This is a genomic window from Streptomyces sp. NBC_00376, assembly GCF_036077095.1.
Taxonomy (GTDB): domain Bacteria; phylum Actinomycetota; class Actinomycetes; order Streptomycetales; family Streptomycetaceae; genus Streptomyces.
Window position 1 is genome coordinate 5,021,281 of sequence record NZ_CP107960.1, and the last position, 26,580, is coordinate 5,047,860.

24 protein-coding genes are annotated in these 26,580 nt (G+C 69.8%); 10 read left to right on the plus strand and 14 right to left on the minus strand.

Features of this window, described 5'->3' with window-relative positions; all coding sequences use genetic code 11:
• Nucleotides 1–23 precede the first annotated feature (23 nt).
• The 4 genes from OG842_RS22740 to OG842_RS22755 all read right to left on the minus strand — a co-directional run bounded on the left by OG842_RS22740 (nucleotide 24) and on the right by OG842_RS22755 (nucleotide 3,115).
• The gene (locus OG842_RS22740) at nucleotides 24–425 is read right to left on the minus strand and encodes an RNHCP domain-containing protein (protein WP_266732117.1); all 402 of its coding nucleotides are present in this window, start codon (nucleotides 423–425) and stop codon (nucleotides 24–26) included.
• 388 nt (nucleotides 426–813) lie between these two features.
• Nucleotides 814–1,680: a helix-turn-helix domain-containing protein gene (locus OG842_RS22745; protein WP_328512451.1), complete on the minus strand. Its 867-nt coding sequence runs from the start codon at nucleotides 1,678–1,680 to the stop codon at nucleotides 814–816.
• A gap of 335 nt (nucleotides 1,681–2,015) precedes the next feature.
• Complete coding sequence (locus OG842_RS22750; protein ID WP_266732120.1) at nucleotides 2,016–2,261, minus strand: DUF397 domain-containing protein; 246 nt, start codon at nucleotides 2,259–2,261, stop codon at nucleotides 2,016–2,018.
• On the minus strand, nucleotides 2,258–3,115 hold the full coding sequence (locus OG842_RS22755) for a helix-turn-helix domain-containing protein (RefSeq protein ID WP_266732121.1): 858 nt from the start codon (nucleotides 3,113–3,115) through the stop codon (nucleotides 2,258–2,260). Before OG842_RS22755 ends, OG842_RS22750 begins: the two co-directional genes overlap by 4 nt.
• Before the next feature lie 134 nt (nucleotides 3,116–3,249).
• Here OG842_RS22755 and OG842_RS22760 point away from each other — a divergent pair, with 134 nt between their 5' ends.
• A complete protein-coding gene (locus tag OG842_RS22760) occupies nucleotides 3,250–3,669 on the plus strand; it encodes an ATP-binding protein (protein WP_266732123.1) in 420 nt (139 codons plus the stop codon).
• Between the two features lie 61 nt (nucleotides 3,670–3,730).
• Here the strand turns inward: OG842_RS22760 and OG842_RS22765 are convergent, their stop codons facing one another.
• Nucleotides 3,731–4,426, minus strand: coding sequence for a response regulator (locus OG842_RS22765; protein ID WP_266732124.1), 696 nt, complete (start codon nucleotides 4,424–4,426; stop codon nucleotides 3,731–3,733).
• Nucleotides 4,423–5,610 (minus strand): sensor histidine kinase, encoded by a 1,188-nt coding sequence (locus OG842_RS22770; protein ID WP_266732126.1) that lies wholly within the window; start codon nucleotides 5,608–5,610, stop codon nucleotides 4,423–4,425. The genes OG842_RS22765 and OG842_RS22770 overlap by 4 nt, the downstream gene beginning before the upstream one ends.
• Nucleotides 5,611–5,875: 265 nt before the next feature.
• Between OG842_RS22770 and OG842_RS22775 the strand changes: the two genes are divergently transcribed.
• From OG842_RS22775 to aac(6'), 4 genes are all read left to right on the plus strand, one after another.
• A complete protein-coding gene (locus OG842_RS22775; RefSeq protein ID WP_266732128.1) occupies nucleotides 5,876–8,095 on the plus strand; it encodes an MMPL family transporter in 2,220 nt (739 codons plus the stop codon).
• Nucleotides 8,096–8,188: 93 nt separating this feature from the next.
• Complete coding sequence (locus OG842_RS22780; protein ID WP_443063997.1) at nucleotides 8,189–9,295, plus strand: serine hydrolase domain-containing protein; 1,107 nt, start codon at nucleotides 8,189–8,191, stop codon at nucleotides 9,293–9,295.
• Between the two features lie 397 nt (nucleotides 9,296–9,692).
• A complete protein-coding gene (locus OG842_RS22785) occupies nucleotides 9,693–10,802 on the plus strand; it encodes a serine hydrolase domain-containing protein (RefSeq protein WP_266732129.1) in 1,110 nt (369 codons plus the stop codon).
• A 134-nt stretch (nucleotides 10,803–10,936) separates the two neighbouring features.
• Entirely contained in the window at nucleotides 10,937–11,410 is a 474-nt protein-coding gene (aac(6'), locus tag OG842_RS22790) for an aminoglycoside 6'-N-acetyltransferase (protein ID WP_266732131.1), read from the plus strand.
• 48 nt (nucleotides 11,411–11,458) lie between these two features.
• On the opposite strand, the gene OG842_RS22795 is transcribed toward aac(6'), so the two are convergent.
• Both OG842_RS22795 and OG842_RS22800 read right to left on the minus strand, forming a co-directional pair.
• The gene (locus tag OG842_RS22795) at nucleotides 11,459–12,262 is read right to left on the minus strand and encodes a MerR family transcriptional regulator (RefSeq protein WP_266732133.1); all 804 of its coding nucleotides are present in this window, start codon (nucleotides 12,260–12,262) and stop codon (nucleotides 11,459–11,461) included.
• On the minus strand, nucleotides 12,255–12,791 hold the full coding sequence (locus tag OG842_RS22800; protein ID WP_266732134.1) for a VOC family protein: 537 nt from the start codon (nucleotides 12,789–12,791) through the stop codon (nucleotides 12,255–12,257). Before OG842_RS22800 ends, OG842_RS22795 begins: the two co-directional genes overlap by 8 nt.
• A gap of 146 nt (nucleotides 12,792–12,937) precedes the next feature.
• On the opposite strand from OG842_RS22800, the gene OG842_RS22805 reads away from it, so the two are divergent.
• Nucleotides 12,938–15,520, plus strand: a complete 2,583-nt coding sequence (locus tag OG842_RS22805; RefSeq protein ID WP_266732135.1) for a bifunctional FO biosynthesis protein CofGH — start codon at nucleotides 12,938–12,940, stop codon at nucleotides 15,518–15,520.
• 1,079 nt (nucleotides 15,521–16,599) lie between these two features.
• A complete protein-coding gene (locus OG842_RS22810; RefSeq protein ID WP_266732137.1) occupies nucleotides 16,600–17,202 on the plus strand; it encodes a PH domain-containing protein in 603 nt (200 codons plus the stop codon).
• Between the two features lie 172 nt (nucleotides 17,203–17,374).
• On the opposite strand, the gene OG842_RS22815 is transcribed toward OG842_RS22810, so the two are convergent.
• Nucleotides 17,375–18,019, minus strand: coding sequence for a dihydrofolate reductase family protein (locus OG842_RS22815; RefSeq protein WP_266732138.1), 645 nt, complete (start codon nucleotides 18,017–18,019; stop codon nucleotides 17,375–17,377).
• Between the two features lie 225 nt (nucleotides 18,020–18,244).
• Here OG842_RS22815 and OG842_RS22820 point away from each other — a divergent pair, with 225 nt between their 5' ends.
• Both OG842_RS22820 and OG842_RS22825 read left to right on the plus strand, forming a co-directional pair.
• The gene (locus OG842_RS22820) at nucleotides 18,245–18,970 is read left to right on the plus strand and encodes a DUF4232 domain-containing protein (RefSeq protein WP_266732140.1); all 726 of its coding nucleotides are present in this window, start codon (nucleotides 18,245–18,247) and stop codon (nucleotides 18,968–18,970) included.
• 157 nt (nucleotides 18,971–19,127) lie between these two features.
• The gene (locus tag OG842_RS22825; protein ID WP_266732141.1) at nucleotides 19,128–20,243 is read left to right on the plus strand and encodes an ADP-ribosylglycohydrolase family protein; all 1,116 of its coding nucleotides are present in this window, start codon (nucleotides 19,128–19,130) and stop codon (nucleotides 20,241–20,243) included.
• Nucleotides 20,244–20,312: 69 nt separating this feature from the next.
• On the opposite strand, the gene OG842_RS22830 is transcribed toward OG842_RS22825, so the two are convergent.
• Together OG842_RS22830 and OG842_RS22835 are read right to left on the minus strand one after the other, a co-directional pair.
• Nucleotides 20,313–21,884 (minus strand): sodium:solute symporter family protein, encoded by a 1,572-nt coding sequence (locus OG842_RS22830; RefSeq protein WP_266732143.1) that lies wholly within the window; start codon nucleotides 21,882–21,884, stop codon nucleotides 20,313–20,315.
• Between the two features lie 326 nt (nucleotides 21,885–22,210).
• Nucleotides 22,211–22,993 carry an SDR family oxidoreductase gene (locus OG842_RS22835; RefSeq protein WP_266732144.1) on the minus strand — a complete coding sequence of 261 codons (783 nt, stop codon included), beginning with the start codon at nucleotides 22,991–22,993 and terminating at the stop codon, nucleotides 22,211–22,213.
• An 80-nt stretch (nucleotides 22,994–23,073) separates the two neighbouring features.
• Here OG842_RS22835 and OG842_RS22840 point away from each other — a divergent pair, with 80 nt between their 5' ends.
• Nucleotides 23,074–23,913, plus strand: coding sequence for a hypothetical protein (locus tag OG842_RS22840; protein WP_266732145.1), 840 nt, complete (start codon nucleotides 23,074–23,076; stop codon nucleotides 23,911–23,913).
• Between the two features lie 122 nt (nucleotides 23,914–24,035).
• Here OG842_RS22840 and OG842_RS22845 read toward each other — a convergent pair whose 3' ends face one another.
• From OG842_RS22845 to OG842_RS22855, 3 genes are all read right to left on the minus strand, one after another.
• Nucleotides 24,036–24,242: a DUF397 domain-containing protein gene (locus OG842_RS22845; protein WP_266732146.1), complete on the minus strand. Its 207-nt coding sequence runs from the start codon at nucleotides 24,240–24,242 to the stop codon at nucleotides 24,036–24,038.
• Between the two features lie 260 nt (nucleotides 24,243–24,502).
• Nucleotides 24,503–25,372 carry a helix-turn-helix domain-containing protein gene (locus OG842_RS22850; protein WP_266732148.1) on the minus strand — a complete coding sequence of 290 codons (870 nt, stop codon included), beginning with the start codon at nucleotides 25,370–25,372 and terminating at the stop codon, nucleotides 24,503–24,505.
• Between the two features lie 315 nt (nucleotides 25,373–25,687).
• The gene (locus OG842_RS22855) at nucleotides 25,688–26,410 is read right to left on the minus strand and encodes a GOLPH3/VPS74 family protein (protein WP_148836626.1); all 723 of its coding nucleotides are present in this window, start codon (nucleotides 26,408–26,410) and stop codon (nucleotides 25,688–25,690) included.
• Between the last annotated feature and the right edge of the window lie 170 nt (nucleotides 26,411–26,580).

Here is a 26,580-nt window from a genome sequence, read left to right on the forward strand (position 1 = left end):
GTTCCTCGGTCGTTTCCGGCTGGTCACAGATCGCCGAACGCTTCGAGCGGGAAGGGCGGTTGGGCCAGCGGGCGCACAGCCATCCGCATCAGGATCAGCTGGTTGTCGTCCCCGCAGACCGGGTTCGAGGTCAGCTCGTCGCAGCAGGTGCAGCGGTGGATGACCATCCAGTCACCGGTGCGGAGTACCGCGATGGAGATCGGGGTCATACGTGACCCGCAGTCGGACGGGCCGCCCTCGACGTGGTCGAGGCAGTGCTTCGAGTGCAGGCAGCTGGGGCAGTGGTTGCGACGGCTGCCGTCGGGCGCGAGCGTGGCGATGGTCAGCCCGCACCACAGGCAGGTGAAGGTGTCGGTCCTCAGATAGGCGCTGGGGCCGTGGTGGGAGGACTTGGTCGTACGGTGCTTGGGGTTGTCGGTGGACACCCGGGTTTCTCCTTGCCGAAGAGGATGAGCAATGCAGCAGGGAAGTACCGAGCGGCCCTCGGGGGCGGCGGCCGAAGAGGCATGAGGCGGCGGCCGGGAATCACGTACTGACGGAAAGGACGCGCGTACCGGTCAGGTCGCGCGGGTCAGTGCGATGCCGCAGGCGTGCGCGTGCACGTGGCTCCGGTCGCCCCGGCGCGGATGAAGACGCGGCGAGGGAGGCTCGGAACTACTGGCCGGGGCATACATCAACTGCTTTCCAGGGCGAACGCCCATAGGTCACCGACGGTCGGCACCGTGGTGGAGGTGCGAGCACCGTAACAACGCACTCCCGCCGGATCCAGCGAATATCGGTGCGGACGTGTGCGGGGTGGCCCGGGGCCAGTGATCATCCGCCCGGGACGGGGAACCGTGCGGGGGCGTCGTCGGCCGAGCAGCCGGGGCAGTTGCCCGGGGTGGGGGAGCGGAAGGCCCGGTCGCAGCGGTCGCAGTTCTGGAGCAGGACGGTGGGGTGCTCCGGGGTCGGCGGGGGCGGCAGGAGAGCGGTGAGGCGGTACCGGAGGAGCTTGGCGGGGCGTTTGAGGGGCTGGGGCAGATCGTGGGTGAGCGCGTGCCGGAGGGCGGCGGGCGTGGCGCCGCGCTCGAACCAGGTGGCGGCGGCGGGGGCGAGCAGGACGACGTCCTTCTCGGTGAGGGTGATCGCGGCCGAGTGCCGGTGGAGATCGGTGAGCAGCGCGGTGGCGGCGCGGAGGTACTGGGGGAGCGGGTTGCGGGGCTGAGGGAGCGGCGGGGGCGTGGGTGTTGCGGCCGTGGGTGCGGGCGCGGGGGCCGGTGCGGGTGGCTGGTGGCGCGGCTTGGGCGTGGGGGCTGAGCGTCGTTGTGCGGCGCCGTTCGGCTGGTTGTAGGAGCAAGTACGCGTGACGACGCGGCCGTTGGGCAGCCGCTCGCGGGTACGGCTCAGGTAGCCGTGCGCCTCCAGCTCACGTAACGCGGCGGCGATGCGGGCCTCGCTGTCGGGAAACCGCTCGGAGAGCGACTTGATGCCGATCCGCGCCCCGGCGGGAAGTGACTGGATGTACGTCGAGAGCCCGATCGCGAGCAGGGAGAGCTCGCGGTGCTGGGCGAGGTGGTTGCCGATGACGGTGAAGCGGCTGGTGTGCCGGGTGTTGATGTGCATGACACCGGATGTCGGCGTGGCGCTCCTGCGAACGGGAGACGGGGCGCGCGGGGCCGCGCTAACCTGCTGTGTATCCATCAGGAAGCTCCGAACTTCCTCGGTGGTCAGGCCCTCGGGTGGGAGTCGCAATCCCGGTCGGGGGCCGACGCATGTCTGGGGGTTGTCGCGGCGAGCATATGCCAGCGAACCCCTGTGAAACCCAGCTCAGTTGGCGAACCTCACCCGTGCGAGTGACGGGCCCCTGTACGTGGCTGGGGGAAGGGTTGGGTTGGGGAAGTTCCTTCTTCCCAAAGCCTTTAAAAGCCTTTTTACGTCGGGGCCCGCCGCGTCGCGGTCCCCCGGGTCGCGGCGCACCGGGTCGCGGCTGTCGCGATCCGGTGCGGGGCGGGCGAGTGGGGGCTGACCTGGTGCGATCAGCCCTGACGCGCGTACGTGACGAACGCGGACCAGGCGCCGGGGGCGAGGTCGAGGTGGGGGCCCTGGGTGTTCTTGGAGTCGCGGACGTGGATGGTGGTGGGGCAGGTCGCGACTTCGACGCAATTGCCGCCTTCGCCGGTGCTGTGGCTCGACTTGCGCCAGTTGTAGGCGACCTCGATGCAGTTACCGCCCTCGCCACTGCTGTAGCTGCTCTTGAACCAGTTCAGTTGCCCGATGCTCATCGTTCTCCCAGCATCTTCTCGATCGCGGCCAAGGACTCCCCCGGAGTGAGAGCCACGGACTGCATAATTCCATAGCGGATGGCCAGCACCCGGACTTCTTCTGGCTCGGTGATGAGCCTCGGGTATCCGTGAATCTCCAGGTAGGCGAGCTGCTGCTTCCCCTTGGGGGTGATCATGGTGAACGGCCCGTCGAGGCTGGGCTGTTCGGTGCGGTCGAGCGGCACCACCTGGAGCTGCACCGTCCTGAGACGGCCGATGCGCAGGAGTGCCTGCAACTGTTCCCGGTGCACATCCCGGCCTCCGATGGGACGCATCAGCACGCTCTCGTCCAGGATGAAGTGGAACGTCGGAGGAGGCCAGCGCTCGAAGACCTGCTGCCGGTCCATGCGGTCGGCCACGCGCTTCTCGATGGTCTCCTCGCTGAGCAGCGGGCGTCGCTGGGTAAAGATCGCCCGCGCGTACGCTTCGGTCTGGAGCAGCCCAGGCACGGCCTGGTTGTTGTAGTCGTAAAGCTGCGATGCGTCGGCTTCCAGATTCGCGTAGCCGCGATACCACTCCGGATGCCGCGTACGCGCCTTCGCCAGTGCTTCCCGCACCTCCCCGGTCGTCGCCCGGAGCAGGCCACCCGCACCGAGCACGTCATCCGCGAGTTCGAGGAATTCCGGCTGAGGCGTCCGTACCCCTCGCTCCATCGCCGAGATCAGGTCCTCCCCGCAGTGCGTCGCGAGGCCCAGTTCCTTCTGGCTCATGCCCGCGCGCTCGCGCAGCATCTTGATCATTTTTCCCAGCGCCCTGAAAAGGTGCGCCGTTCCATCCGATTCGGCCGGCCGCTCGGGCCGCACTTCCTTCTCCATCTGCCCCGCACCGCTCTCTGTTCGCCCGGTCACGGCCGACGGTCCGTACAGCCGACCGGGCGTGCCCGTACAGCTGCTCGGCGTCGAGGTGTCACTGCTGGTCAGCGTACGAGCAACCGGACACGCTGAGTCACATGAACGCCGAAATCACCCTTGCGGGCGCCGAGTTCGTCCAACGTTTCAGCTCCACCCGACGGGGCGCCCGGCTCGCCCGCCGGCTTGTTGTTCACCAACTCGACGCGTGGGGCGTCCCGTACGGGAGTGAGTTCTCCGGGGACGTCGCGTTGATCGTGTCCGAACTGGCGGCCAACGCGGTGCAGCACGGGCTGGTGCCGGGGCGGGACTTCGAGCTGAGGCTCGTCGCTCTCGCGGACACGCTCCGTATCGAGGTGTCGGACGCGAGAGGGGAACGCGGGCCGGAGGTCAGGGCCTCCGGACCCGGCGCCGAATCGGGGTTCGGCCTGCACCTGGTCGGGGCGCTGGCGACCTCGTGGGGCGTGAAGGACCGGGTCGTCGGCAAGACGGTCTGGGCCGAGCTGGCCACGACCCGGTGAAGTCAGCCGAGGCGGCCGACGTGGATCACGATGATGTGACCTGGGCCTCTAGGACACGGTCTTAGCCTTCGCCTTGTCGGCTCGCCTCGATCAGCCCGGTCTCGTACGCCGCGATCACGGCCTGAGCACGGTCGCGGACACCTAGTTTCCCGAAGACGGCCGTGATGTGGTTCTTCACAGTCGACGCACTGACGCACATGTCCCGCGCGATCTCCGCGTTGCCGAGGCCCGTGGCCATCAGCCGCCACACCTCGGCCTCGCGCGGCGTGAGCTCGCCCGTGTCGACCGCGACGGGCGGCACGGGGCGCTGCGGGGCCGTGACGTAGGTAGCGATCAGCCGGGTCAGCAGCCGGGGGGCGACGGCCGCCTCGCCCGTGTGGACCACGTGGATCGCCGCCACCAGTTCCTCGGGCGAGGTGTCCTTCGGCAGGAATCCGCAGGCGCCCGCGCGCAGCGCGGCCACCACGTGTTCGTCCAGGTCGAAGGTGCTCAGCGCCAGTACGCGGCATCCGGGCAGTTCCCGTGCGAGTCGGCCGGTCGCGGCGACGCCGTCGAGCACCGGCATGCGGATGTCCATCACGACGACGTCGGGCCGCAGCCGGTGTGCGAGGGCGACCGCTTCCGCGCCGTCAGCGGCCTCGCCCACCACGTCGAAGGCCGGGTCGGGGCCGAGGATCAACGCCAACCCGCGGCGCACGAGTGGTTGGTCGTCCGCGATCAGTACCCTGATGACCGGCTCGTGTGTCGTCTCGCTCACCGCAGTGCTCCCTCTTCGGGCTGCAGCGGCAGCCGGGCCGACACCTGGAACCCGCCCTTGTCCAGCGGTCCGGCCTCCAGTGTGCCGCCGTGCAGCACGGCCCGTTCGCGCATCCCGACCAGACCGTAGCCGGGCCCCGAACCGGCGCCCGGTCCTGCGGGGCCCGCGCCCGGTCCGTCGTCGGAAACCTCCACAGTCACCCCGTCCGGTGCGTACGTCAGCCGTACTTGAGCCCGCGCGTCACCGGCGTACTTGCGGGCGTTCGTGAGCGCCTCCTGGACGATTCGGAACACGCTCAGGCCCACGCTCGGCGGCAGCGTACGCTCCTCGCCCCGTACGTCGAGCGAGGCGGGGAGTCCGGCCCGGCACGATTCGGCGATGAGCCGCTCCAGGTCCCCGACCCCCGGCTGCGGTGCGGTCGGCTCTTTCTCCGTCTCGTCTCCGGCCCGGAGCACGTCCAGCAGCTGCCGCATCTCGCGCAATGCCACCCGCCCGGACCCCTCCAGCGTGACCAGCGCCTCCCTGGCCACCTCCGGGTCACGGGCGAGGTTGGCCCGAGCACCCCCGGACATCAGCTGCATGGTGGTGATGTGGTGCGCCACGATGTCATGCAGCTCCCGGGCGATACGCCGTCGTTCCGCCGCCACCGCGTGGTCCGCGAGGAGCCGGCGTTTGGTCTCGATGTCCCGCTGCCAGTGTTTCATCACGGTCGCGGCGATCGCCACGATCGCCGCGGCGGAGACGGTGCCCACGATGTCTACGATCGGTGGCTTCGGCCACGACGTCGTGGCCACCAGTGACATCACCACGGCCGCCAGCGATGCCGCAGCCGCCACGGCCGTGCGCCGGGACCGTATGACCGTGTAGAGCGCGACGACCATTGCGGAGTTGAAGTGCTGGGTCATCGGCACGGTCAGGTACGGCGCCAGCCCCAGCAGCAGAACGGCCGCGAATGACAGGATCGGCGTTCGGCGCCGGACGAGCAGCGGCAGCGCGGCCAGCACCACGAGGAAACAGCCGGCCACCGGGACGTAGCCCTGCTCCGCCTGGCTGCTGAGCGTGAAGCCGATCAGGTCCATGGCCGCCGCACCGATCATGACCAGGGCGTCGTTGCGCGTCCACGGCAGCGCCTCGCCGCCCGTCCGGATCCCCGGGGCACCGGGGGCGGGGCGCTTCGTCACCATCACAGTCCTTTCTTGGGCCGCACTCACCGGCCGCTAGCGGTGCAGCACGCCTGTCGCTCGTGATACCAGTCTCGCACCGGGATCCCGGCGCCCCTGGGCCCCCGGGCCGATCCTCGTCCTGGGACCAGGATCCTGGTCGGCGGCCACGCCCGGCCCTCGCTCCCAGGCCGCTTCTCATCCCGCGCTCGGACGATCCGCGCGTTCTGCGGTGGTGAGCTTTTCCTGTGTCGAAAACGCCGCATCCCACCCACCGTTGGAGAAGAACGTGATCCGCGCCCTGACCGGGTTCTCCACCCGCAACCCATGGAAGATCATCGCCCTCTGGGCGGTGGTGGGCATCTTCCTCACCCTGCTCAGCCAGGCGCTCGTCTTCAAAGTCACGCAGACCCAGAACGGGGACTTCCTGCCCGCGAAGTACGACTCGGCAGCCGCGCTGAAGGTCGCCGAGGAGAAGTTCGGGGTGAAGTCCGACGCCAACGCGGTCACCGTGCTCGTCGGCAGGCAGGACGGCAAGCCCCTCACACAGGCCGACCAGCAGCGCATCGGTGAGGTCGCCGAGAAGCTGGGCCGCCAGCGCGTCGAAATGCCCGAGCGCGAGGACGACGCGCCCGCGTTCATGTTCGAGGACTACTCCCAGACCCCGAAGGTCAGTCCCGCCATGGTCGCGCCGGACCGCAGCTTCGAGCTGCTCTCCGCGCAGCTGACCGGCAACATCACGGACCCCGGCATGCACGACCTCTACCAGGCCTTCCGCGACGAGGCGAAGGACGATTTCGCCGATGCCGGGATGCGCACCGGATTCACCGGCGGCCTGGCCGACCTCGTCGACACGACCGAGGCGGAGAAGACCACCACGACGGTCGTCGGCGCCCTCATGGTCGGTCTGATCGTACTGATCAACATTCTGGTGTTTCGCAGCGCACTGGCCGCCTTCGTCCCCCTGATCGCGGTCGCCATCATCGGGGGTGCGGCGGGGGGCGTGGTCGTGGGCGCCTCGATGCTCACCGGCATCAACCTCGACGCCTCCACTCCGAGCATGATCGGCGTCGTCCTGATCGGCATCGGCGTCGACTACTTCCTGTTCCTGCTCTTCCGCTTCCGCGAACAGCTGCGGGCCCACCCCGACCTGCCGGCACGCACCGTGTCCGCGGAGGTCAGCGCTCGGGTCGGCACGGCGATCACCTCGGCAGCGCTCACCATCGTCGCCGCCTTCGCCACGCTCGGCGTCGCGACCTTCGGGCAGTTCCGGGTGCTCGGCCCCGCCATCGCCGTCTCGGTACTCGTCATGCTCCTCGCCAGCCTCACCCTGATGCCCGCGCTGCTCGCGGTCACCGGACGCAAAATGTTCTGGCCCTCCCGCTCGCTCAGGCACGAGCCGCGCGCCGGCACGGCCGCCGGCGTCGGCGATCTGGTCGCCCGTCGCCCGCTCACCCTGATCGTCGCTTCCGTCGCGCTGCTCGGCGCGCTGGCCGCCGGACTCGTCGGAATGCGGATGGACTACGGCCAGACGCCCGGCACCCAGGACACCCCGGCGGCTGTCACCGCCACCGAAATCGCCCGCTCTCTGCCTGCCGGTGTATCCGATCCGGCCACGGTCTACATCACGGCGAAGGACGGCGGCGCGCTGACCGCCCAAGGTCTCGCCGCGATACCCAAGGCCCTGGCCGAGGTCAACGGCGTCGGCCAGGTCGGCGAGACCCTCTTCAACAAGGACCGCACCGCGGCTCGCATCGACGTCTACCTCACCGTCGACACCCAGAGCCAGCAGGCCCGCGACCTTGTGTCCGGCCCCGTCCGTGACACCGTCGCCGACCACACGCCTCCTGGTGCGCAGGCCCATGTCGGCGGTACGGCCGCGATCTTCGCGGACATCTCCACCGCCGTCGACCACGACCTGAAGACCGTGTTCCCGGTCGCCGCCGCGCTGATCGCCCTCATCCTGATCGTCCTGCTGCGCAGCCTGCTCGCCCCGGTCGTGCTCATGCTCGCCGTCGGTCTCGGCTTCGCCGCCACCCTCGGCGCATCGGCCCTGTTCTTCCAGCACCTTCTCGACCGGCCGGGTGTCGACTTCGTCCTGCCGCTGGTGCTGTTCCTCTTCGTCGTCGCCCTCGGCACCGACTACAACATCCTGATCAGCGACCGCATCCGCGAAGAGATGGACCGGCCGGGGCCGGCCCGCGCCGCCGTCGCCCGCGCCGTGCGCCACACCGCTCCCGCCATCGCCACGGCCGGTGTCATCCTCGCCGCGTCCTTCGGCAGCCTCGGCGCCAACTCCAACCCCGGCACTCAGCAGATCGGCTTCGCGACGGCGCTCGGCATCATGCTCTCCGCCTTCGTCATCTCCATCGTGCTGGTACCCGCGCTCGTCGCGCTCCTGGGCCGGGCCACGTGGTGGCCGGTCCGCCCGGGACGCTCCAAGGGCCGCCACCAGGCCGGGCCACCGGCAGGCCCGTCGCACCACGACCACCTCTCCCTGACCCACTGATGTTGTTCCCCTACCGACAGGAGTTGTTCCATGCACGCACGTGTATCGCCGAGGTTCCGTCCCACGCTTTCGCGAGGTGGCCGGCGTAAGGCCTTGCTGGCCGTGACCGTGCTCACCGGGGCCGTCATGACCACCGGTGCGCTGTTGCCGTCCGCGGCCTCCGCCGCCAGGCCGGACACCGTTCAGAGCAGCCTGAACGCCTTGGTGGCCGACGACCGGATGCCCGCCGCGCTGGCGAGCGTCGAGGACCGCGAGGGCCGGATACGTAACTACACCGCGGGTGTCGGCGACCTCGGGACCGGGGCGAAGGTACCCAAGGACGGGCAGGTGCGGGCGGGCAGCAACACCAAGGCGTTCACGGCCGTGGTCGTGCTGCAGCTGGTCGCCGAGAAGAAGATCGCCCTGGACGCCCCTGTCGACACCTACCTGCCCGGCCTGCTGCGCGGCGAAGGCATCGACGGACGCCACATCACCGTCCGCCAACTCCTCCAGCACACCAGCGGCCTGCCCGAATACGTGGACACGCGCGCGATCCTCGAAGATCGGCAGAGGTACTACGAGCCGCGCGAGCTCCTCGACAGCGCACTCGCACAGAAGGCCCACTTCGCCCCGGGCGTGAAGTGGGAGTACAACAACACGAACTACCTGGTCGCGGGCCTGATCATCCAGAAGGTCACCGGCCGCCCGCTGGGCGAGGAGATCAACCGGCGCATCGCCGACCGCATCGGACTGCGCCACACCTACTTCCCCACCCCCGGAGACATGACCATCCAAGAGCCCCACCCCAAGGGCTACCACCGGGACACAGCCGACTCGCCCTGGCGCGAGGTCACCGAACTCGACCCGTCCTGGGGTTGGGCCGCGGGTGCGGTGATCTCCACCAACAGCGACCTCAACCGCTTCTACACCGCCCTCCTCGACGGCAAACTCCTGCCCCCGGCCCAGCTCGCCCAGATGCGCACCACCGTCCCCGCAGACGCGGCCGGCCCAGGCGTCCGCTACGGACTGGGCCTGACCAGCAGGCCGTTGCCGTGCGGCGGCCTGTACTGGGGCCATGGCGGCACCATTCCGGGATACGACACCTTGGGAGGTGTCACAGAGGACGGTCGTGCAGTCAACATCGCACTGACCGCCATCCCGACCGACGCCGCCGCCGCACAGCACGCGCAGACCGCCGTCGAAACGACCCTGTGCCGCTGAAACCCTCACTGACCCAACCGGAAAGCCGCCGCTCCCGCACCGCGGCCGCAGACGCCCGATGAGGGCGGGGCGGGCCGGTGGGCGGGCCCCTGCCGCCACCGGCGCTTGACGGTATCGGTCGCCGCTCCCGCTCGCGGGAGCGGCGACCGATACCCCGGCGGGCCCGTGCTCGCAAGCGTCGCCAGGTCACCGGAGCGACGGCCCGTCCGAGTTTGCCCCACATCTCGCAAGAGCCCGCATCCGGTCCCGGAGTCGGAATCCGCCACCGTCACCGAGGCGCGTACCGACTCACGCTTCGATCGCTCTTCACTGTCACGACAGGAGTTGTTCCATGTACGCACGTGTATCGCCGAGGTTTCGTCCCACGCTTTCGCGAGGTGGCCGGCGTAAGGCGTTGATGGCCGTGACCGTGCTCACCGGGGCCGTCATGACCACGGGTGCGCTGGTGCCGTCCGCGGCCTCCGCCGCCAGGCCGGACGCCGTTCAGAGCAGCCTGAACGCCTTGGTGCTCGACGACCGGATGCCTGCCGCGTTGGCGAGCGTCACGGACCGTGAGGGCCGGACGCGTCACTACACCGCGGGTGTCGGCGACCTCAGGACCAGGGCGAAGGTACCGAAGGACGGGCAGGTGCGGGCGGGCAGCAACACCAAGGCGTTCACGGCCGTGGTCGTGCTGCAGCTGGTCGCCGAGAAGAAGATCGCCCTGGACGCCCCTGTCGACACCTACCTGCCCGGCCTGCTGCGCGGTGAGGGGATCGACGGACGCCACATCACCGTCCGCCAGCTCCTCCAGCACACCAGCGGCCTGCCCGAATACATGGAATCCGACATCTTCGCGGACTTCCCCGCCGTCCGGTACCGGTACTTCGAGCCGCGCGACCTGCTTGACGGCGCCCTGAAGCAGGAGGCCCACTTCTCCCCGGGCGCGAAGTGGGAGTACAGCAACACGAACTACCTGGTCGCGGGCCTGATCATCCAGAAGGTCACCGGCCGCCCCGTGGGCGAGGAGATCGACCGGCGCATCGTCGACCGCATCGGACTGCGCCACACCTACTTCCCCAAGCCCGGAGAGACGACCCTCCACGAGCCCCACCCCAAGGGCTACGAACGGGAAACGGACGACGGACCTCTGATCGACTACACCACCATGGACATGTCCATGGGGTGGGCCGCGGGTGCTCTGGTGTCCACCAACAGCGACCTCAACCGCTTCTACAGCGCCCTCCTCGACGGCGAACTCCTGCCCCCGGCCCAGCTCGCCCAGATGCGCACCACCGTCCCCGCAGAGGCACGTGGCCCCGGCGTCCGCTACGGACTGGGCCTGACCAGCACACCGCTGTCATGCGGCGGCGTCTACTGGGGTCACGGCGGAACCGCCCTGGGATACCGGACACGAGGAGGCGTCACGGAGGACGGACGTGCCGCCGGCATCGCGGTGACCACCGCCCCGACGGGTGCAGCCTCCCAGCGGGTGGAGGCCGCCGTCGACACGGCGCTGTGCCGCTGATCCAGGCGGAGACAGGCGGGAAGACGGGCCCGCGGGGTCGCCGGCGCGTTCCGGCGGGCCCGGCCGCGTTCCGTGGCCGGGAGCTGGACGGAATTGCCTCGGCGTTCTCCGTACCTCTCGGGAAGAATGAGCGCATGGAGCTGCGTGGGGACGAGGTCGTGCTGCGGCCGGTGGCCGATGGTGATGGTGCGATCCTCGAAAGGGTCGTGAGGGAACCGGAAGTCGCGGCGTGGTGGTCGCCCCCGGACGGCTACGAGCGCATGCTGGCCGTCGTTTTCGAGGGCGAGGTCATCGGTGCCGTCCAGTTCAACGAGGAGAACGATCCCGAGTTCCGTCACGCGGGCATCGACATCTTCCTGACGGCGAGGCACCACGGGAAGGGCCTCGGTACCGACACGGTGCGCACCCTGGCCCGGTGGCTGGTGGGGGAACGCGGCCATCACCGGCTGACCATCGATCCCGCCGCGGCCAATTCGGCGGCGATCCGGTGCTACGGCAAGGTCGGGTTCAAACCCGTGGGAATCATGCGGGCGTACTGGCGGAACCACCGGACGGGCGCCTGGCAGGACGGTCTGCTGATGGATCTGCTCGCGGACGAGCTGACCTGAACTCCCCGTGCCGTGCCGCCCGTTGACGGACGCATCCGGGCCCGCGCCCTACTCCCAGGTCGCGGTGTCGGGGTCGATGCCGTGGGCGCGCGCGTCGGCGTCGACGATGTGACGGAACCACGTGGCAAGGCCGGTGCGGATGCCGTCGTAGTGGGTAGCGAATGCCGGATCGGTCTCGTACATGCGGCCGAGACAGACCTGCATCTGCCTGGTGAGGGGAAAGTACGAGGCGAAGACTTCGCGGTGCCGTTCGACGAGTTGATTCGCTTCCGGGCTGCCAGGTGTGACGCCGGCGTCCATCGCGTCGCCGAGGGCGCGGTCGAGGGCGGCGACGGCTTCGGCGATGGCCTGCCATTCCTCCGGGCCGCGGGAGGCGGAGCGTTCGGCGTACTGCCTCCATTGCGTCGTGTCTCCCCAGCGCTGACGGGCTCGGGCGGGCCCGTCGGGGTCCCACCGGGGGCCGAAGATCGCGGCCTGCTGCTCCGCGGTCAGCAGCAGGCCGCGCTCGTGGGCGTCGATCATCCGGTCCAGTCCGGCGCCGAGCTGCTGGAGGCGTTCGATCCGTTCCGCGACCTGGGTGCGCTGCGCGCGCAGCGCGCCAGGTACGTCTGCGGTCGAGTCGTCCAGGACGGCCCGGATCCTGTCCAGGCCGAGACCGATCTCGCGGTAGACGACGACGCGGTGCAGGCGTTCCAGGTCACCAGCGGTGTAGAGCCGGTATCCGGCAGCCGTGCGCAGCGACGGTCGCGCGAGACCGATCTCGTCCCAGTGGTGCAGCGCGCGGACCGTCACGCCCAGGCGCGTCGAGACCTGACCGACGGGCAGACCGTCGGCGTCAGTGGCATCAGGCATGCTCCTGATTGTCGCCGTGACCGGCGCCGGGTGGGGTGATCCCGATGGCCTCAAGGTTCCGAGCCTCCTGACTGGCCGGATCGAAGGGCTTTGCCGCAGTGAGAACGATTCGTGCGTTCTCGGGGGTGATCACCTCCACGTCGCGGGTGTTCCAGGGGGTGTCCCGTGGACCGTCGACCGAGTCCGGGCGCAGCGCACGACAGGCCTCGACGAGGGAATCGACCTGGCTGAGCACGCACGAGAAACTGAGGCTCATCGCCGGCGGCTCATCCGGAACGCTCTCCGCCCGGAGAAGGAGCACGTCCTGGAACGCCCACCGGCGCAGATGCACGAGGGTGCCGGGGATGCTGAACAGCTCGAAGAATCCGAGCCCACGAATCCAGAAGTCCACCGACGCCGCCAGATCGGTCGTGGGGATCGTCGCGAACGCGGGCATTCCATAGATGCCACGGAACAGCTCCGGCGGAACCGCGTCCGGGCCGGGGGTGGGCACGGGACTCATCTCGAACGCGTTGTAGTAGTCGCTCATGCACCCCACCCTCCGGCCTCACGCAACGTGAGGGTCAAGCCGAGTCCGTCGGTACGCGCACGGCGCGGGCCCGCCGGGGAGCCGCCCGAGCTCCGGGGGCAGATGCCCTGGTCCCGGGCGCGGGGCCCGCTCGTATGCTCGGGTTCATGACCGATCCTCAGCGCGGACGTCCGACGACCAATTCCATGCGGCGTGCCCTCAAGCGGGCCCGTGACGGTGTCGCTCTCGATGTGGCCGAGGCCGCCGTCCTGCTCCAGGCGAGGGGGGAGGACCTGACCGACCTCGCCGCCTCGGCGGCCCGGGTGCGGGACGCCGGGCTGGAAGCCGCGGGGCGGCCGGGGGTGATCACGTACTCGCGCAAGGTCTTCATCCCGCTGACCCGGCTCTGCCGCGACAAGTGTCACTACTGCACCTTCGTCACCGTGCCTGGCAAGCTGCGGCGCGCGGGCCACGGGATGTTCCTCTCACCCGACGAGGTGCTGGCCATCGCCCGCGAGGGCGCGGCCATGGGCTGCAAGGAAGCGCTGTTCACGCTCGGGGACCGGCCCGAGGACCGGTGGCCCGAGGCGCGGGAGTGGCTGGAGGCCGAGGGGTACGACGACACCCTCGCGTACGTACGCGCCATGGCGATCCGGGTGCTCGAAGAGACCGGGCTGCTCCCGCACCTCAACCCGGGCGTACTGAGCTGGACCGACCTTCAGCGGCTCAAGCCCGTCGCACCGTCCATGGGGATGATGCTGGAGACGACGGCCACCCGCCTGTGGTCCGAGCCCGGCGGCCCGCACCACGGGTCCCCGGACAAGGAGCCGGCCGTGCGGCTGCGGGTGCTGGAGGACGCCGGGCGGTCCAACGTCCCGTTCACCACCGGCATCCTGATCGGCATCGGGGAGTCGTACGAGGAGCGCGCGGACTCCCTCTTCGAGCTGCGCAAGACCGCCCGCGCCTACCACGGCATCCAGGAAGTCATCGTCCAGAACTTCCGCGCCAAGCCGGACACCGCGATGCGCGGCATGCCGGACGCCGAGCTGGAGGAGCTGGCCGCCGCCATCGCCGTGGCCCGGCACATCCTCGGCCCGTCCGCCCGCATCCAGGCCCCGCCGAACCTCGTCGACGCGGAGTACGCGCTGCTCATCGGCGCCGGGATCGACGACTGGGGCGGAGTCTCACCGCTCACCCCCGACCATGTGAACCCCGAGCGCCCCTGGCCGCACATCGACGAACTCGCCGCGAAGACCGCCGAGTCGGGCTTCGTGCTGCGGGAGCGGCTCACCATCTACCCGGAGTTCATCCGGCGCGGCGAGCCGTGGCTCGACCCCCGCCTCCTCCCGCACGTCCGCGCTCTCGCCGACCCGGAGACGGGGCTCGCCCGCGAGGACGCCACCCCCGCCGGACTGCCCTGGCAGGAGCCCGACGAGGAGTTCGGCGCCACCGGCCGCACCGACCTGCACCGCACCATCGACACCGAGGGCCGCACCGGAGACCGCCGCGAGGACTTCGACGAGGTGTACGGGGACTGGGAGGCGCTGCGCGAGGCCGCCGCGCCCGGCATGGTGCCGTCCCGGATCGACGGCGATGTGCGCGAGGCGCTGAGCCAGGCGGCCGACGACCCGACCGGGCTCACCGACGAGCAGGCGCTCGCCCTGCTCCACGCGGACGGCCCGGCGCTCGACGAACTCTGCCGGATCGCGGACGCCCTGCGGCGCGACGTGGTCGGCGACGACGTCACCTACATCGTCACCAGGAACATCAACTTCACCAACGTCTGCTACACCGGCTGCCGCTTCTGCGCCTTCGCCCAGCGGCGCACCGACGCCGACGCGTACACCCTCTCCCTGGACCAGGTCGCGGACCGGGCCGCACAGGCGTGGGACGTCGGGGCGGTCGAGGTCTGCATGCAGGGCGGCATCCACCCGGACCTGCCCGGCACCGCGTACTTCGACATCGCCAGGGCGGTACGGGAACGAGTGCCCGGCATCCATGTGCACGCCTTCTCGCCGATGGAGGTCGTCAACGGCGCCACCCGCACCGGGATGTCCATCCGTGACTGGCTGATCGCCGCGAAGGAGGCCGGGCTCGGCTCGATCCCCGGCACGGCGGCCGAGATCCTGGACGACGAGGTCCGCTGGGTCCTCACCAAGGGCAAGCTGCCGACCGCGACCTGGCTCGAAGTCATCAGGACCGCCCACGAGGTGGGCCTGCGCTCGTCCTCCACGATGATGTACGGGCACGTGGACCAGCCCCGCCACTGGCTCGGCCACCTGCGGACGCTGGCCCGTCTCCAGCAGGAGACCGGCGGTTTCACGGAGTTCGTCACGCTGCCGTTCATCCACACCAACGCACCGGTCTACCTCGCGGGCATCGCCCGCCCCGGCCCGACCGACCGCGACAACCGGGCCGTCACCGCCATGGCCCGGCTGCTCCTCCACCCGCACATCACCAACATCCAGACCAGCTGGGTCAAGCTCGGCACGGAGGGCGCGGCCGAGATGCTCCGCTCGGGCGCCAACGACCTGGGCGGCACCCTGATGGAGGAGACCATCTCCCGGATGGCCGGGTCGAGCTACGGCTCGTACCGCTCCATCCAGGACCTGATCGCCATCGCGGAACTCGCGGGCCGGCCGGCGAAGCCGCGTACGACGCTGTACGGGGAAGTCCCCGAGGAGCGGGTGGCGGCGGCCACGGCGTCCGACGGGCACCTTCCGGAGCTGCTGCCGGTACTGCCGGACTGAGGGTCGGTCTCAGACCTGCGGGAGGGTCTGCCAGCCCCGGGTGATCTCTTCGCGGATCGCTCGCTGGTCCGGTGCGGTGTGTCCGGGGCCCTGGGTGAGCAGGCCGAGCAAGGCGGGGCGGCGGCGGGGGTCGTCGGCGCGGCATGGATGCCTGGGGCGTACGGGGCGGCCTGGTGAGGCACGCCGGGGCGGCGGCCAGGGCAGGCCCGGTGAGGGCGGCCGGGGGGCGGTACCGGAAGCCGGCGGCGAAGGCGACTGCCTGGAACACCAGGGCCGCCACGGCCACCCCCATCGGCACCACCGAGACCAGCAGGATCACGGACACGGCAGAGCCGATGACCAGCCGCTTACGGGTACGCGAAGACGCCCACAGCCCCGGCGGCATGCCGAACGTCAACAGATTCCGACGGGTGAGGAACCGCAGCAGCAGTAGCAGACACAGGATCAGACAGACGGAAACCGTGATGCCGATATCCGGCCCCCACTGGTAGATGCGGCCCCAGCCCACCATGGCGAGGACCCAGCCGCCCACATCGAGCGGGTTGCCCGCCCAGAGTGCATTCGCGAAACCCCGGAGCTCGAACGGGACATTGGTTACGGGCAGGACCGCCGTCAGCACGACTGCCAGGACCACGGCGACCGCCTGCTCGGCCGACCACGTCACCCGGCTCACCCCACCGCCCGGAGCACCCGAGAAGGCGTCGGCCTCCCGTTCCCGGAGCGATCGCTGCGAACGGAGCAGCAGCGGAAGCGACACCAACCGCGCGACCAGTGCGCAGACCGCTATCGTCAACAGCGCCTGGAACAGCTCTGGTTGCACGTACGACTCCGCGCTCATCCCGACCATCTCGACCTCGCCCCCGTCTCCGGTCAACACATCGACGCGTATGTATAGGGCGGCTGCCTCGTGTCACTTCCGCGGAACAGGCATGGTGGTGCGTCACACCGAGCGGGCCGGGCAGGTCGGGCGGTGTGCCGGCCGACGGGGACCCTGTGCGGTGCCCTGGGTGCCGATCGGCTTGGCCGCGGAGAGTTGTGAGAGGTGCACTCGCCGCCCGAGACTCAATGGAGGAAACATCATGTCCACACTCCCCGGTCCCGCCGAAGGGCTATTGCTCCCCGCTGAGCGGGCGCGCCGCGGCGGGTTCTACCTCGGTCTGATCCTCGCTGCGATGCTCTGCCTGGTGCTTTTGCAAGCACTCGCGGTTTTTGTTGCCGGCGCGCTGATCTTGGGTGAAGGCGTTGAGCTCGTGGGCAGTGTGGGCGTCGTCGGATATGCGGGACTGCCGGCGATGGGAGGAGTAGTTAGTCTGCTGCTGCTGATCGCCATTGCGTCGCGATATCCGGCCCTGCGCATCGATTCAATGGGCATCAGCAAGGTGTGGCGTGGCCGCACGGCGACGATGCGCTGGGCTGATATCGACGAGGTCCGGTTCAACAGCAGGCGGAGCTACCTGCTGCTGGTGCTGAAGGCAGGCGCACTCCCGGGGCAGCCGAACGCCATTGGCGGGCCGAGGACGGTTGTGATGTATTCGCTCGGAAACTCCCTCTGGCGCCGGCGGAGGCCGGCTCACGCTGACTTGATCATTGACGCGGTCGAGCGGTTCGGCCCGGGAAGGTACACCGTCGAGCCCTGGAATCTGGGCAAGGGCGGCGCGACAGGGGCGGGCGCCTCGGCGTAGTCGAGACATGCGCAGTGCGGGACACCCCTGGTGTCCTCGTACGGGGAGGTCCCCGAGGGGGGTGTCGGTTGCGGCGGCGTCCGACGGGCACCTCTCGGAGCTGCTGCCGGTGCTGCCGGACCGAGGCCGCCCAGGTGACGGGGGCGGGCGGGGCGCCGCCCGCCCCCTCCTTTCACTTCCGCCAGAACAGGTGGTGCGTCACGCCGCTCGCGCTGGGCACGACATCCACGTGGAAGCGGTCGAGCAGCTCGTCGGGCGACTTCCACAGCCGTGACCCGGATCCGATCTCCACCGGCGAGACCGCCACATGCAGGGTGTCGACCAGGTCGGCGTCGAGGAACTCCCGGATGGTGGTGGCCCCGCCGCCGAGCCGGACATCCTTGCCCTGCGCCGCCTCCCGTGCCTGTTCGAGGACCGTGGCCGGGTCGGCGTCGACGAAGTGGAACGTGGTGTCGGAGAGCGTGAACGAAGGGCGCTCGTGGTGGGTCATCACGAACACCGGGGTGCGGAACGGGGGCTTGTCGCCCCACCAGCCGCGCCAGTCGAGGTTCTCCCAGGGCCCGTGCTGGGGGCCGAACTTGCCTCGGCCCATGATCTCGGCGCCGATGTTGCGGGCGTAGTCACGGGTCAAGTAGTCGTCCAGGCCGCGGCTGCCGCCGGGGTCGGTGCGCATCGGCCAGCTCGCGGTGGCCCCGGCCCAGGAGAACATCGCCCCGGGATCGGCGTCGCCGAAGGGACGCTCCAGGCACTGGTTCTCACCGGCGCCGAATCCATCGCTCGAAACGTTGAAGTTCTGGACTCTCAATAGCTGGGACATGTGCTTCTCCTGTGCTTGTCGGTAATGGTGAGACTCCCCGGGCCGGGCAAACTCATCGGAGTGGACGCGGGTACCTGCGGAACGATTGCGTCCCCGTCTTTGTTCGGCAACATGCCAGAGAAGAGGGCAAGTTGGCGATGGCTCCGGGGGCAGACTCGATGTGCGATCGGCGATGTGCGATCGGCAGTCGGGAACGGCCGCTCGCGGCCGACCACGGGGGACACCATGAATCTGCGTACGCATGCCCGCAAGGGCCGCAAGGACCGCCTGCACCCGAGGGGATGGAGGTCCTACGCCCTCGGGGGCGCGGTGGTCGCCGTACTGCTCGCGTCCACCGCGTGCGAGCCGGGCGGGGACGACGGTTCGGACGGCTCCAAGGGCCGGGGCCCGACGAGCCCGACGAGCCCGACGGGCTCGGTGAAGCCAGGGGAGACGGGCGCACCGAAACCCGAAGGCACCTCGGGCGAATCCGGGGGGAAGGGTGACAGCGGCGGCAAGGCGACCACCGCCGCCTGCACCACGGAGGACCTCGCGGTCTCCGCCGTGAAGGAGCCCGCCGACAGCAAGGAGGCCAGGCACCTCCTGCTCACCGTCCAGAACGCCGGCGACAGGAAGTGCGACCTCTACCGGTACCCCCTCGTACGGCTCGGGGCCGATGCCCGGACCACGGTCCCGGTGATCAAGGACAGCGACCCGGACGCGGGGAGGCCGGTCACCATCGCTCCGGGAGAGGAGGCATACGCCGCTCTGCTCGTCAGCGGCGGCGCCAGGGACGAGTACGAGGCGAAGAGCATCACCCTCGGCCTCCAGGGCGGCAAGTCCGGCAGCGGTGCCGGGAAGCCGGTCGACGTCCCCATGCCCGTGGACACGCTGTACGCGGACGACGGCCAGCTCGTCACCTACTGGACGACGGCTTCCGGCTACGCACTGGACTTCATCATGTCGAAGTGACGGTATGTCGAAGTGACGGTCAAAAACGACCTGCGGGACGTCCGCTCACATACCCACGCGTACTCGGTTCCGCTCTCTCTACCGGCCGTTCCCGTTCCATTACAGTGCTGCGCAGTCGCAGGTCGGCCGGTGCGCCGGCCGACGGGGGAGGGACACGGTGAGCACAGGGACCACGGCTGTGTGGGGCCGTGTCGAGCAGCAGGACTTCCGGAGCCGGGTGCGCGGCGCGCTGCTGGGCGGTGCCATCGGGGACGCGCTCGGGGCAGGGGTCGACGGGCTCACGCTCGAAGAGATCCGGGCGGCGCACGGTGCCGACGCGGTCACCGACCTCGTACCCGCGTTCGGCGGACGGGGCACCGTCACCGCCGTCACCCAGCTCACCCTCTTCACCGTCGACGGGCTGATCCGCGCCCAGGTCCGCCGCGACATCGGGGCCTGGCACCCGCCCACCGATGTGCACCGGGCCCATCTGCGGTGGGCGGCCACCCAGCACGACTGGGGGCCCGACGAGCGCCGCGAGGACAACGGCTGGCTGGCCCGGCAGGAGTGGCTGTACGCCCGCCGCGGCCCGACCCGGGAATGCCTGACGGGGCTCGGCGACACCACCATGGGCACCCTCGACCAGCCCAAGAACCCCCAGGCACGGGACTCGGCCGCCCTCACCCGGTCCGTACCGTTCGGGCTGCTCGTCGGCTGGGAGCCCCAGCTCGTCCTGCAACTCGCCGTCGAGTGCGCCGCCCAGACCCACGGCCACCCCACCGCGCTGCTCTCCGCGGGCGCCCTCGCCGTCATGGTGCACGGCCTGGCCCGGGGCGAGACCCTGGACGGCTCCGGCCAGCACGCGCTGGCCCTGCTCGCGGAGCGCCCGGGGCACGAACCGGTCACCGAGGCGCTGAAGCAGGCCCTCGGCACCGTGCGCCAGGGCATTCCGGGGCCCGCCCTGATCGAGTCGCTGGGGGCCACGGACGCGGCGGAGGAGGTTCTCGCCGTCGCCGTGTACTGCGCGCTGGTCGGCGAGGACATACGTCACGGGCTGCGGCTGGCCGTCAACCACGGCGGGCCTTCCGCCGCCACCGGGGCCCTGTGCGGGGCGCTGCTCGGCGCGCTGCACGGGGAGACCGCGCTGCCGCCCGCCTGGCTCGCCGAACTGGAGGGCAGGCCGACGGTGTTGGAGCTCGCGGACGACTTCGCCATGGAGATGACACAGGGCCCGGCCCTGCACAGCCCGTCGGCCGCCGCACCGGGCTGGCTGGCCCGCTACCCGCGCGGCTGACCCCCCGGGGCGGGGGCGGGGGCAGGGGGCAATCCGACCCTCTGACCCCACCCCTCGGAGCGGCGAGCGTCAGTCCTTCACGTCCTCCGTGACCGCCGCGTCCCCCGGACCGGCCTGAGCCGGCACCGTCGTCCCGGCCGCCGCGCCGTCACCGTCCGAGTTGATCTGCTCGATGACCGCATCGCGCTCGGGGGTGTCCTCCGGCTTGACGAAGCCGATCACGATGTAGAGGACCAGCGAGATGGCCAGCGGCAGGGCCACCTGGTACTGGAGCGCGACATCCGTCTTCACCGAACCGTCGAAGTCGTAGTTGGTGAAGTAGAACGCCAGCAGTCCCGCCGCCCAGCTGGTCAGCGCCGCCGTCGGGCCGGACCTGCGGAAGCCGCGCAGCAGGCCGAGCATGAACGGGATCGCGATCGGACCCATCAGACCGGCGACCCACTTGATGACGACCGAGATGATGTCCTTGAACGTCGGCGAGTTGATCTGGGTGGCGAGCGCCATCGACAGCGCGAGGAAGCCGAGCGTCGACAGCCGGGCCGCCAGCAGGCCCGCCCGGGTGCCCCAGTCGCGTGCGGACTTGGCCAGGACCGGGGCGATGTCCCTGGTGAAGACCGCCGAGATGGCGTTGGCGTCCGAGGAGCACATGGCCATCGTGTGCGAGAAGAAGCCGACGACGACCAGCCCCAGCAGGCCGTGCGGCAGGAGCTGTTCGGTCATGAGGGCGTAGCTGTCCGAGGCGTCCGGCTTCTGCGCGTGCACCAGCAGCGGGGCGCACCACATCGGGAAGAACAGGACCGTGGGCCAGACCAGCCACAGCACGGCGGAGAGCCGGGCCGAACGCTTCGCGGCCGCGGCGGACTCCGTGGCCATGTAGCGCTGCGCCTGGTTCCACATGCCGCCGTTGTACTCGAAGGTCTTGATGAACAGATACGCCAGCAGGAAGGTCACGGTGTACGGGCCGGCCGTCGGGTCCGCATGCCCCTCGGGCAGCTTGTCCCAGACCGTCCACAGGGTGCTGACGCCGTCGAGCTCGCTCATGGCGGTGACGAGCATCGCGACGCCGGCGAGGAGCTGGATGACGAACTGGCCCAGCTCGGTGAGCGCGTCCGCCCACAGACCGCCGACCGTGCAGTAGACGGCGGTGATGCAGCCGGTGATGAAGATGCCCTGGGTGATGGAGATGCCGGTGAAGACGGAGAGCAGGGTGGCGATGGCCGCCCACTTCGCGCCGACGTCCACGATCTTCAGCAGCAGCCCGGACCAGGCGAGCGCCTGCTGCGTCTGGATGTTGTAGCGGTTCTTCAGGTATTCGAGCGGCGAAGCGACATGCAGCCGCGAGCGCAGCCGGTTGAGCCGGGGAGCGAAGAGCTGGGCGCCGATGCCGATGCCGATGGCGATCGGCAGCGACCAGGTGACGAAGGACGTGACGCCGTACTGGTACGCGATGCCCGCGTAACCGGTGAACATCACCGCGCTGTAGCCGGACATGTGGTGCGAGATGCCGGACAGCCACCACGGCATCTTGCCGCCCGCAGTGAAGAAGTCACTGACGTTGTCCACGCGCTTGTGGGACCAGAGCCCGATCGCGACCATCACGCCGAAGTAGCCGATGAGCACGACCCAGTCGAGACTGTTCATGTGCCCCCTCCTGGGGTCCGCCTTGTGAACGGGGTGCGCACTTCGCCAGTACGGCCGTTCAGCGGGGCCCCGTGCGGGAGCGGGGACATCGGGGATTGAACCGCCTGCCCCGTGCCCCGGTCAAGGTTGCGACGGTCAGGGATGTGAACGCGGATCAGCAATTCGAACGATTTTGCCCGCTCTTGACTTACGTGGTCGTTGTCGCCGACGTGACGGCGGCCACACGATGAGCGGGCACTTCGTCAGGCTGTGCAGAGGACAACGAGGAACGCCGCACGGGATGCGGGTCCCGTGCGGCGGAGAAGAGGAGGTTCATCGCATCAGGCCTACCGCATCAGCTCACCCGCGTTGACCAGGAGCGACTGTCCGGTGATCGCCCGCGCCCGGTCCGAGGCCAGGAACGTGACGGCCTCGGCGACATCGCCGTCGGTGGCCGGCTCCGGAAGCGCCATGCGTTCGGTGAGCCTGCCCAGCACCTCGGCCTCGGGCACCCCCTCGCTGTGCGCCGTGAACTGCACGTACGCCTGCACCGGCGGCCCCCACATCCAGCCCGGCAGCACCGTGTTCACCCTGATCCGGTGCGGGCCCAGCTCCTGCGCCATGGAGTACATGGCCGAGGTGAGCGCCCCCTTCGAGGCCGCGTACGCAGCCTGCTGGACCTGGGTCGGCGCGGCCACCGAGGACTGCGTACCGATGATCACCACCGAGCCGCCGCGCTCCTTGAGGGCGGGCAGGCAGGCGCGGGTCATCCGCAGCGTGCCGAGCAGATTGACGTCGATCACCGACTGCCAGGTGGCGAAGTCGGCATCCTCGATCCCGCCGAAGTAGCTGTCCCAGGCGGCGACATGGACCACCGCGTCGATCCGCCCGAACCGTTCCAGGGCCAGTGCGGCGAGCGCCTCGCACTGTGCCTCGTCGGTGATGTCGGTGGCCAGCTGGGCGGTGTGCCGGCCGTCCGGGTCGATCTCCGCGGCCGACTTGGCGATATTCGCGGCGGTGCGCGCCCCGAGCACCGCGTCGCCGCCGTCCCGTACGACCGCCGCCGCGACCCGGTGCCCGAGCCCGGCGCCCACCCCGGACACGATGACGGTCTTCCCCGCGAGCAACATCGGCGGCCTCCCGGCTCTGGCAGTTCTCCTGACGGGGCGTCAGAGTAGGACGCCGCTGCGGAGTACGGAAGGGGAACGGCATGAGCGACGAGACGCGGAGCGACACCTACGCCGAACTGGCCGCGCTGGGGCCGTACGGCGTCCATCCCGGCCACGCGCTGATCACCATGGTGGAACCGCACCCGGGCCATGAGTACGCGTACAACCGCTGGTACGAGGACGATCACTACTACGCGGGCGCGATGGCGATGCCCTGGATGTTCGCCGGGCGGCGCTGGGTGGCCACCCGGGAGCTCCAGGAACTGCGCTACCCGGAGGCGTCCGCGGTCGCGCGGCCCGTCACGGCCGGCTGCTACCTGTCGACGTACTGGGTGACGGACGGGCGCTACGACGACCACATGAAGTGGACCGTCGGCATCAACAAGAGGCTCAACCGGGACGGCCGGGTCCACCAGGCCCGGACTCATGTGTTCACCGCGTTCCAGGACCACGAGGCGACGGTCTACCGGGACGGTGCGGCGGGACCGCGGGACTTCCACGCCCTGGACCACCCCTACCGGGGGCTCGTCCTCGAAGTGATCGACGCCGAAGGGGCCGAGGCGCGGGGCGAGTTGCTGGAGTGGCTGCGTTCACGGCATCTGCCGAAGCGGCTGGCCGGCTCGCCCGCGGCGATGGTGACCGTCTTCCGCCCGACGCCGCTGCCCGGTGACCGGATGAGCTATGTGAAGCAGGTCGAGGGCGTCGACACCCGGCTGACCCTGCTGTGGTTCCTCCAGGAGGAGCCGCGGGAGTGCTGGGCCGAGCACTTCACCGGGCTCGACGCGGCAGTCGCGGAATCCGGCCTGGGGCGGGTGGAGCTGGTGGCGCCGTTCATCCCGACGGTGCCGGGGACCGATCTGTACGTGGACCGGTTGCGCTGAGCGGCTTCACCGGGATTTCCCGTCGGAAAGCACCGAGCCCCCTCGGCCAGGACGGCGGACCAGTCGAGAGGGCTGACGGCAGCACCGGATCCGGCGCCGCGATGCGAACGGGAAATCATCGGTCAGGCGTCGACCGCACCCTTGCCCACATCACGCACGAATGCGTTCCATGCGGCGGGGACGAACGTGATCGAAGGGCCCTCGGGGGCCTTCGAGTCACGTACGGCAATTGCCCGCACGAGAGGGGACTTGACTTCGACGCAGGCGCCGTTGCCCCCGGAATACGAGGACTTCGTCCACTTGTCCGTAGCACCCTGACGAATGGCCATGTTCACTCCGGTTCAAAGAGTCGCGTTAATGACACCAACAGCGTTCCGGTTGGCGTGATCGACGCTACTCGCCAAGCTCCAGGCGCGAAGGGGGCGTTCACTCGACCGAGTGGTATATACCAGGTAGATCTTCCGCCCGGGGCGGGCGGCGGTGTACCTTGCCGCCGCCCTTCCCGTGGCATCACTTCAATTTCCTCATTCCGGACTTTGCGGGCCGTCCGGCGTCCAGCGCGCGACGTCCGGCGTCCGGTTCCCGGCGTTCAGCCGATGCTGTGCCCGGTGTAGTCCTTCACGATCCCGGTGATGAAGTGCCGGGTCTGTTCCACATTCAGCGCCTGCGCCCGCAGGTGTTCGTACATGACGCTGTACCGCTGCACGTCGTTGGCCTTCTCCAGATAGAGATCGCTGGTGACGCCTTCGATGTAGACGACGCTGGAATCGGCGGCGTCCGGGAATTCCAGAATGGCGTACTGCCCGTTGATCCCGGGATGCGCGCCCATCTCGAACGGCAGTACCTGCACGGTGACATGCGGCAGATGGGACAGCTCGATCAGCTGCTCCAACTGCTCGATCATCACCTGCTTGCTGCCGACCAGCCGGCGCAGCGCGGACTCGTCGATGACCGCCCACAGCCGCAGCGGATGCTCGCGGTCGGTGATCCGGTCCTGGCGGCGGGCCCGGACGCTGACGCGCTTGTCGATGTCGGACGGCGGAGCCTCCGGCAGCGCTCCGTTGATCAGCGCCTCGGCGTAGCTCCGCGTCTGCAACAGGCCCGGGACCACCTGGGGTTCGTACACCCGCAGGGATTCGGCGTCCGTCTCCAGACCGATGTAGACGCTGTACGGGATGTCCCCGAACGCGTGCCACCAGCCCTGCTGGCGCGAATCCTTGGCCATCTGCATGAGCGAGTCGACGACCCGGAGATCCGCGACCTCGTACACCCCGCAGAGGTCGCGGACATCGCGCTGGCTGATGGAACGGCGGCCGTTCTCCAGGCGGCTGATCTTCGACTGCGAGACCAGCAGCCGCTCCGCCACCTCCTCGGCCGTCATGCCTTTGAGTTCGCGCAGGCGGCGCAATTCCTGGCCCAACCGGCGTCGCCTGACGGTGGGATTGACGTTGGACGGCACGGAAACGGCACCTCCGGCTATGTAGCTGTGCGTATCTACTGCTCAGCAGATTGCCACCCCCGGCCCCGGCCGCGCTGGGAAATGGCCACACGCAAGCGCGCGGGGCAGCCGGTATTCCGGCTGCCCCGCGCTTGGTGCGGCTCCCGAACCGGGTCTTGGGGACGACGGTGCGGCGGTATTCGGTTGGTGCTCGCCGTGCTGACGTGCTCGCTGCACGACTGTGTTCGCTGCACGGCTGTGCTTGCCGTGCGGTTGTGCGGCTGTACGGTCGCGCGGCGGTGCGGTGCGGTGTGTGCGGCCCGGGGCGTGGTGCGCCTAGTGGGCCGCGGTGTGCGCCATGCTGCCGCGGCGTGACTGCGACTGCACTTGCGGTTGCAACGGAACTCCGGCCGCCTGATTGCGGCGCGGCTGTGCGACCGCCCCGTTCTGGACGTCCATCACGGCATGCGCCACGAGTCCGCCCATGGGGTCGTGCCTGATCAGGTCCCGGAGCCTGGAGCGGGATGAACGCCCCTCGTTCCCGGGATACAGGTGCTTGCCGAGTCCGACCGCGTGGGCCAGCGCGGCGAGCGCCGCGGTCCGCGGGTCCGGCGGTACACCGGTGCGGATCGCACTGTCCAGCCTGGCTCTGATGTCCCGGCTGATTGCCGTGTCCGTCGCCTGGTAGCGAGTCGTCGGCAGCACTCCGCACATCTGGCCCGCCACGGCATGCACCATGCCGCACCGCTCCAGGTGAGCGAGGTAGATCTGACGCAGCCCCAGCCGGGGCCCGCCAATCCAGTGGACCGCCCGAACCGGGCTGCCGCGTCGCCGCAGCAGTTCCAGTGCGGAGTCCAGAGTCGGATCTCCTGTCGGCCGTGGCATCACCACGGCGATACGATCCCCGTCAGGGGCTATCCGTCCTGCCAGAGCCAGCTCCACTAGCTGAGCCCCGGCGAGGCCGAGGTCGAGCGACTGCGGCTGCGCTGTGGTACCCGTGGTCGGGTCCAGAGCGAGCAGCAGAAGCTCCTCCGGAATTGTTCTGCGGCTCCTGCCCATCCATGCCTCCCCGCGTGGATGAATGACAGGGTGACCCCTCTCACATTGGTCTGTCGAGAGCGCCTGGGTGCTTTATATGGGAACCAGTAGGTATGTCGTTCTCGTCTAGCAGCCGGGCCGGTGGTTCACACGGGACACTGGTAGATGGTTCGGACAGCGCGGGGGTGTCC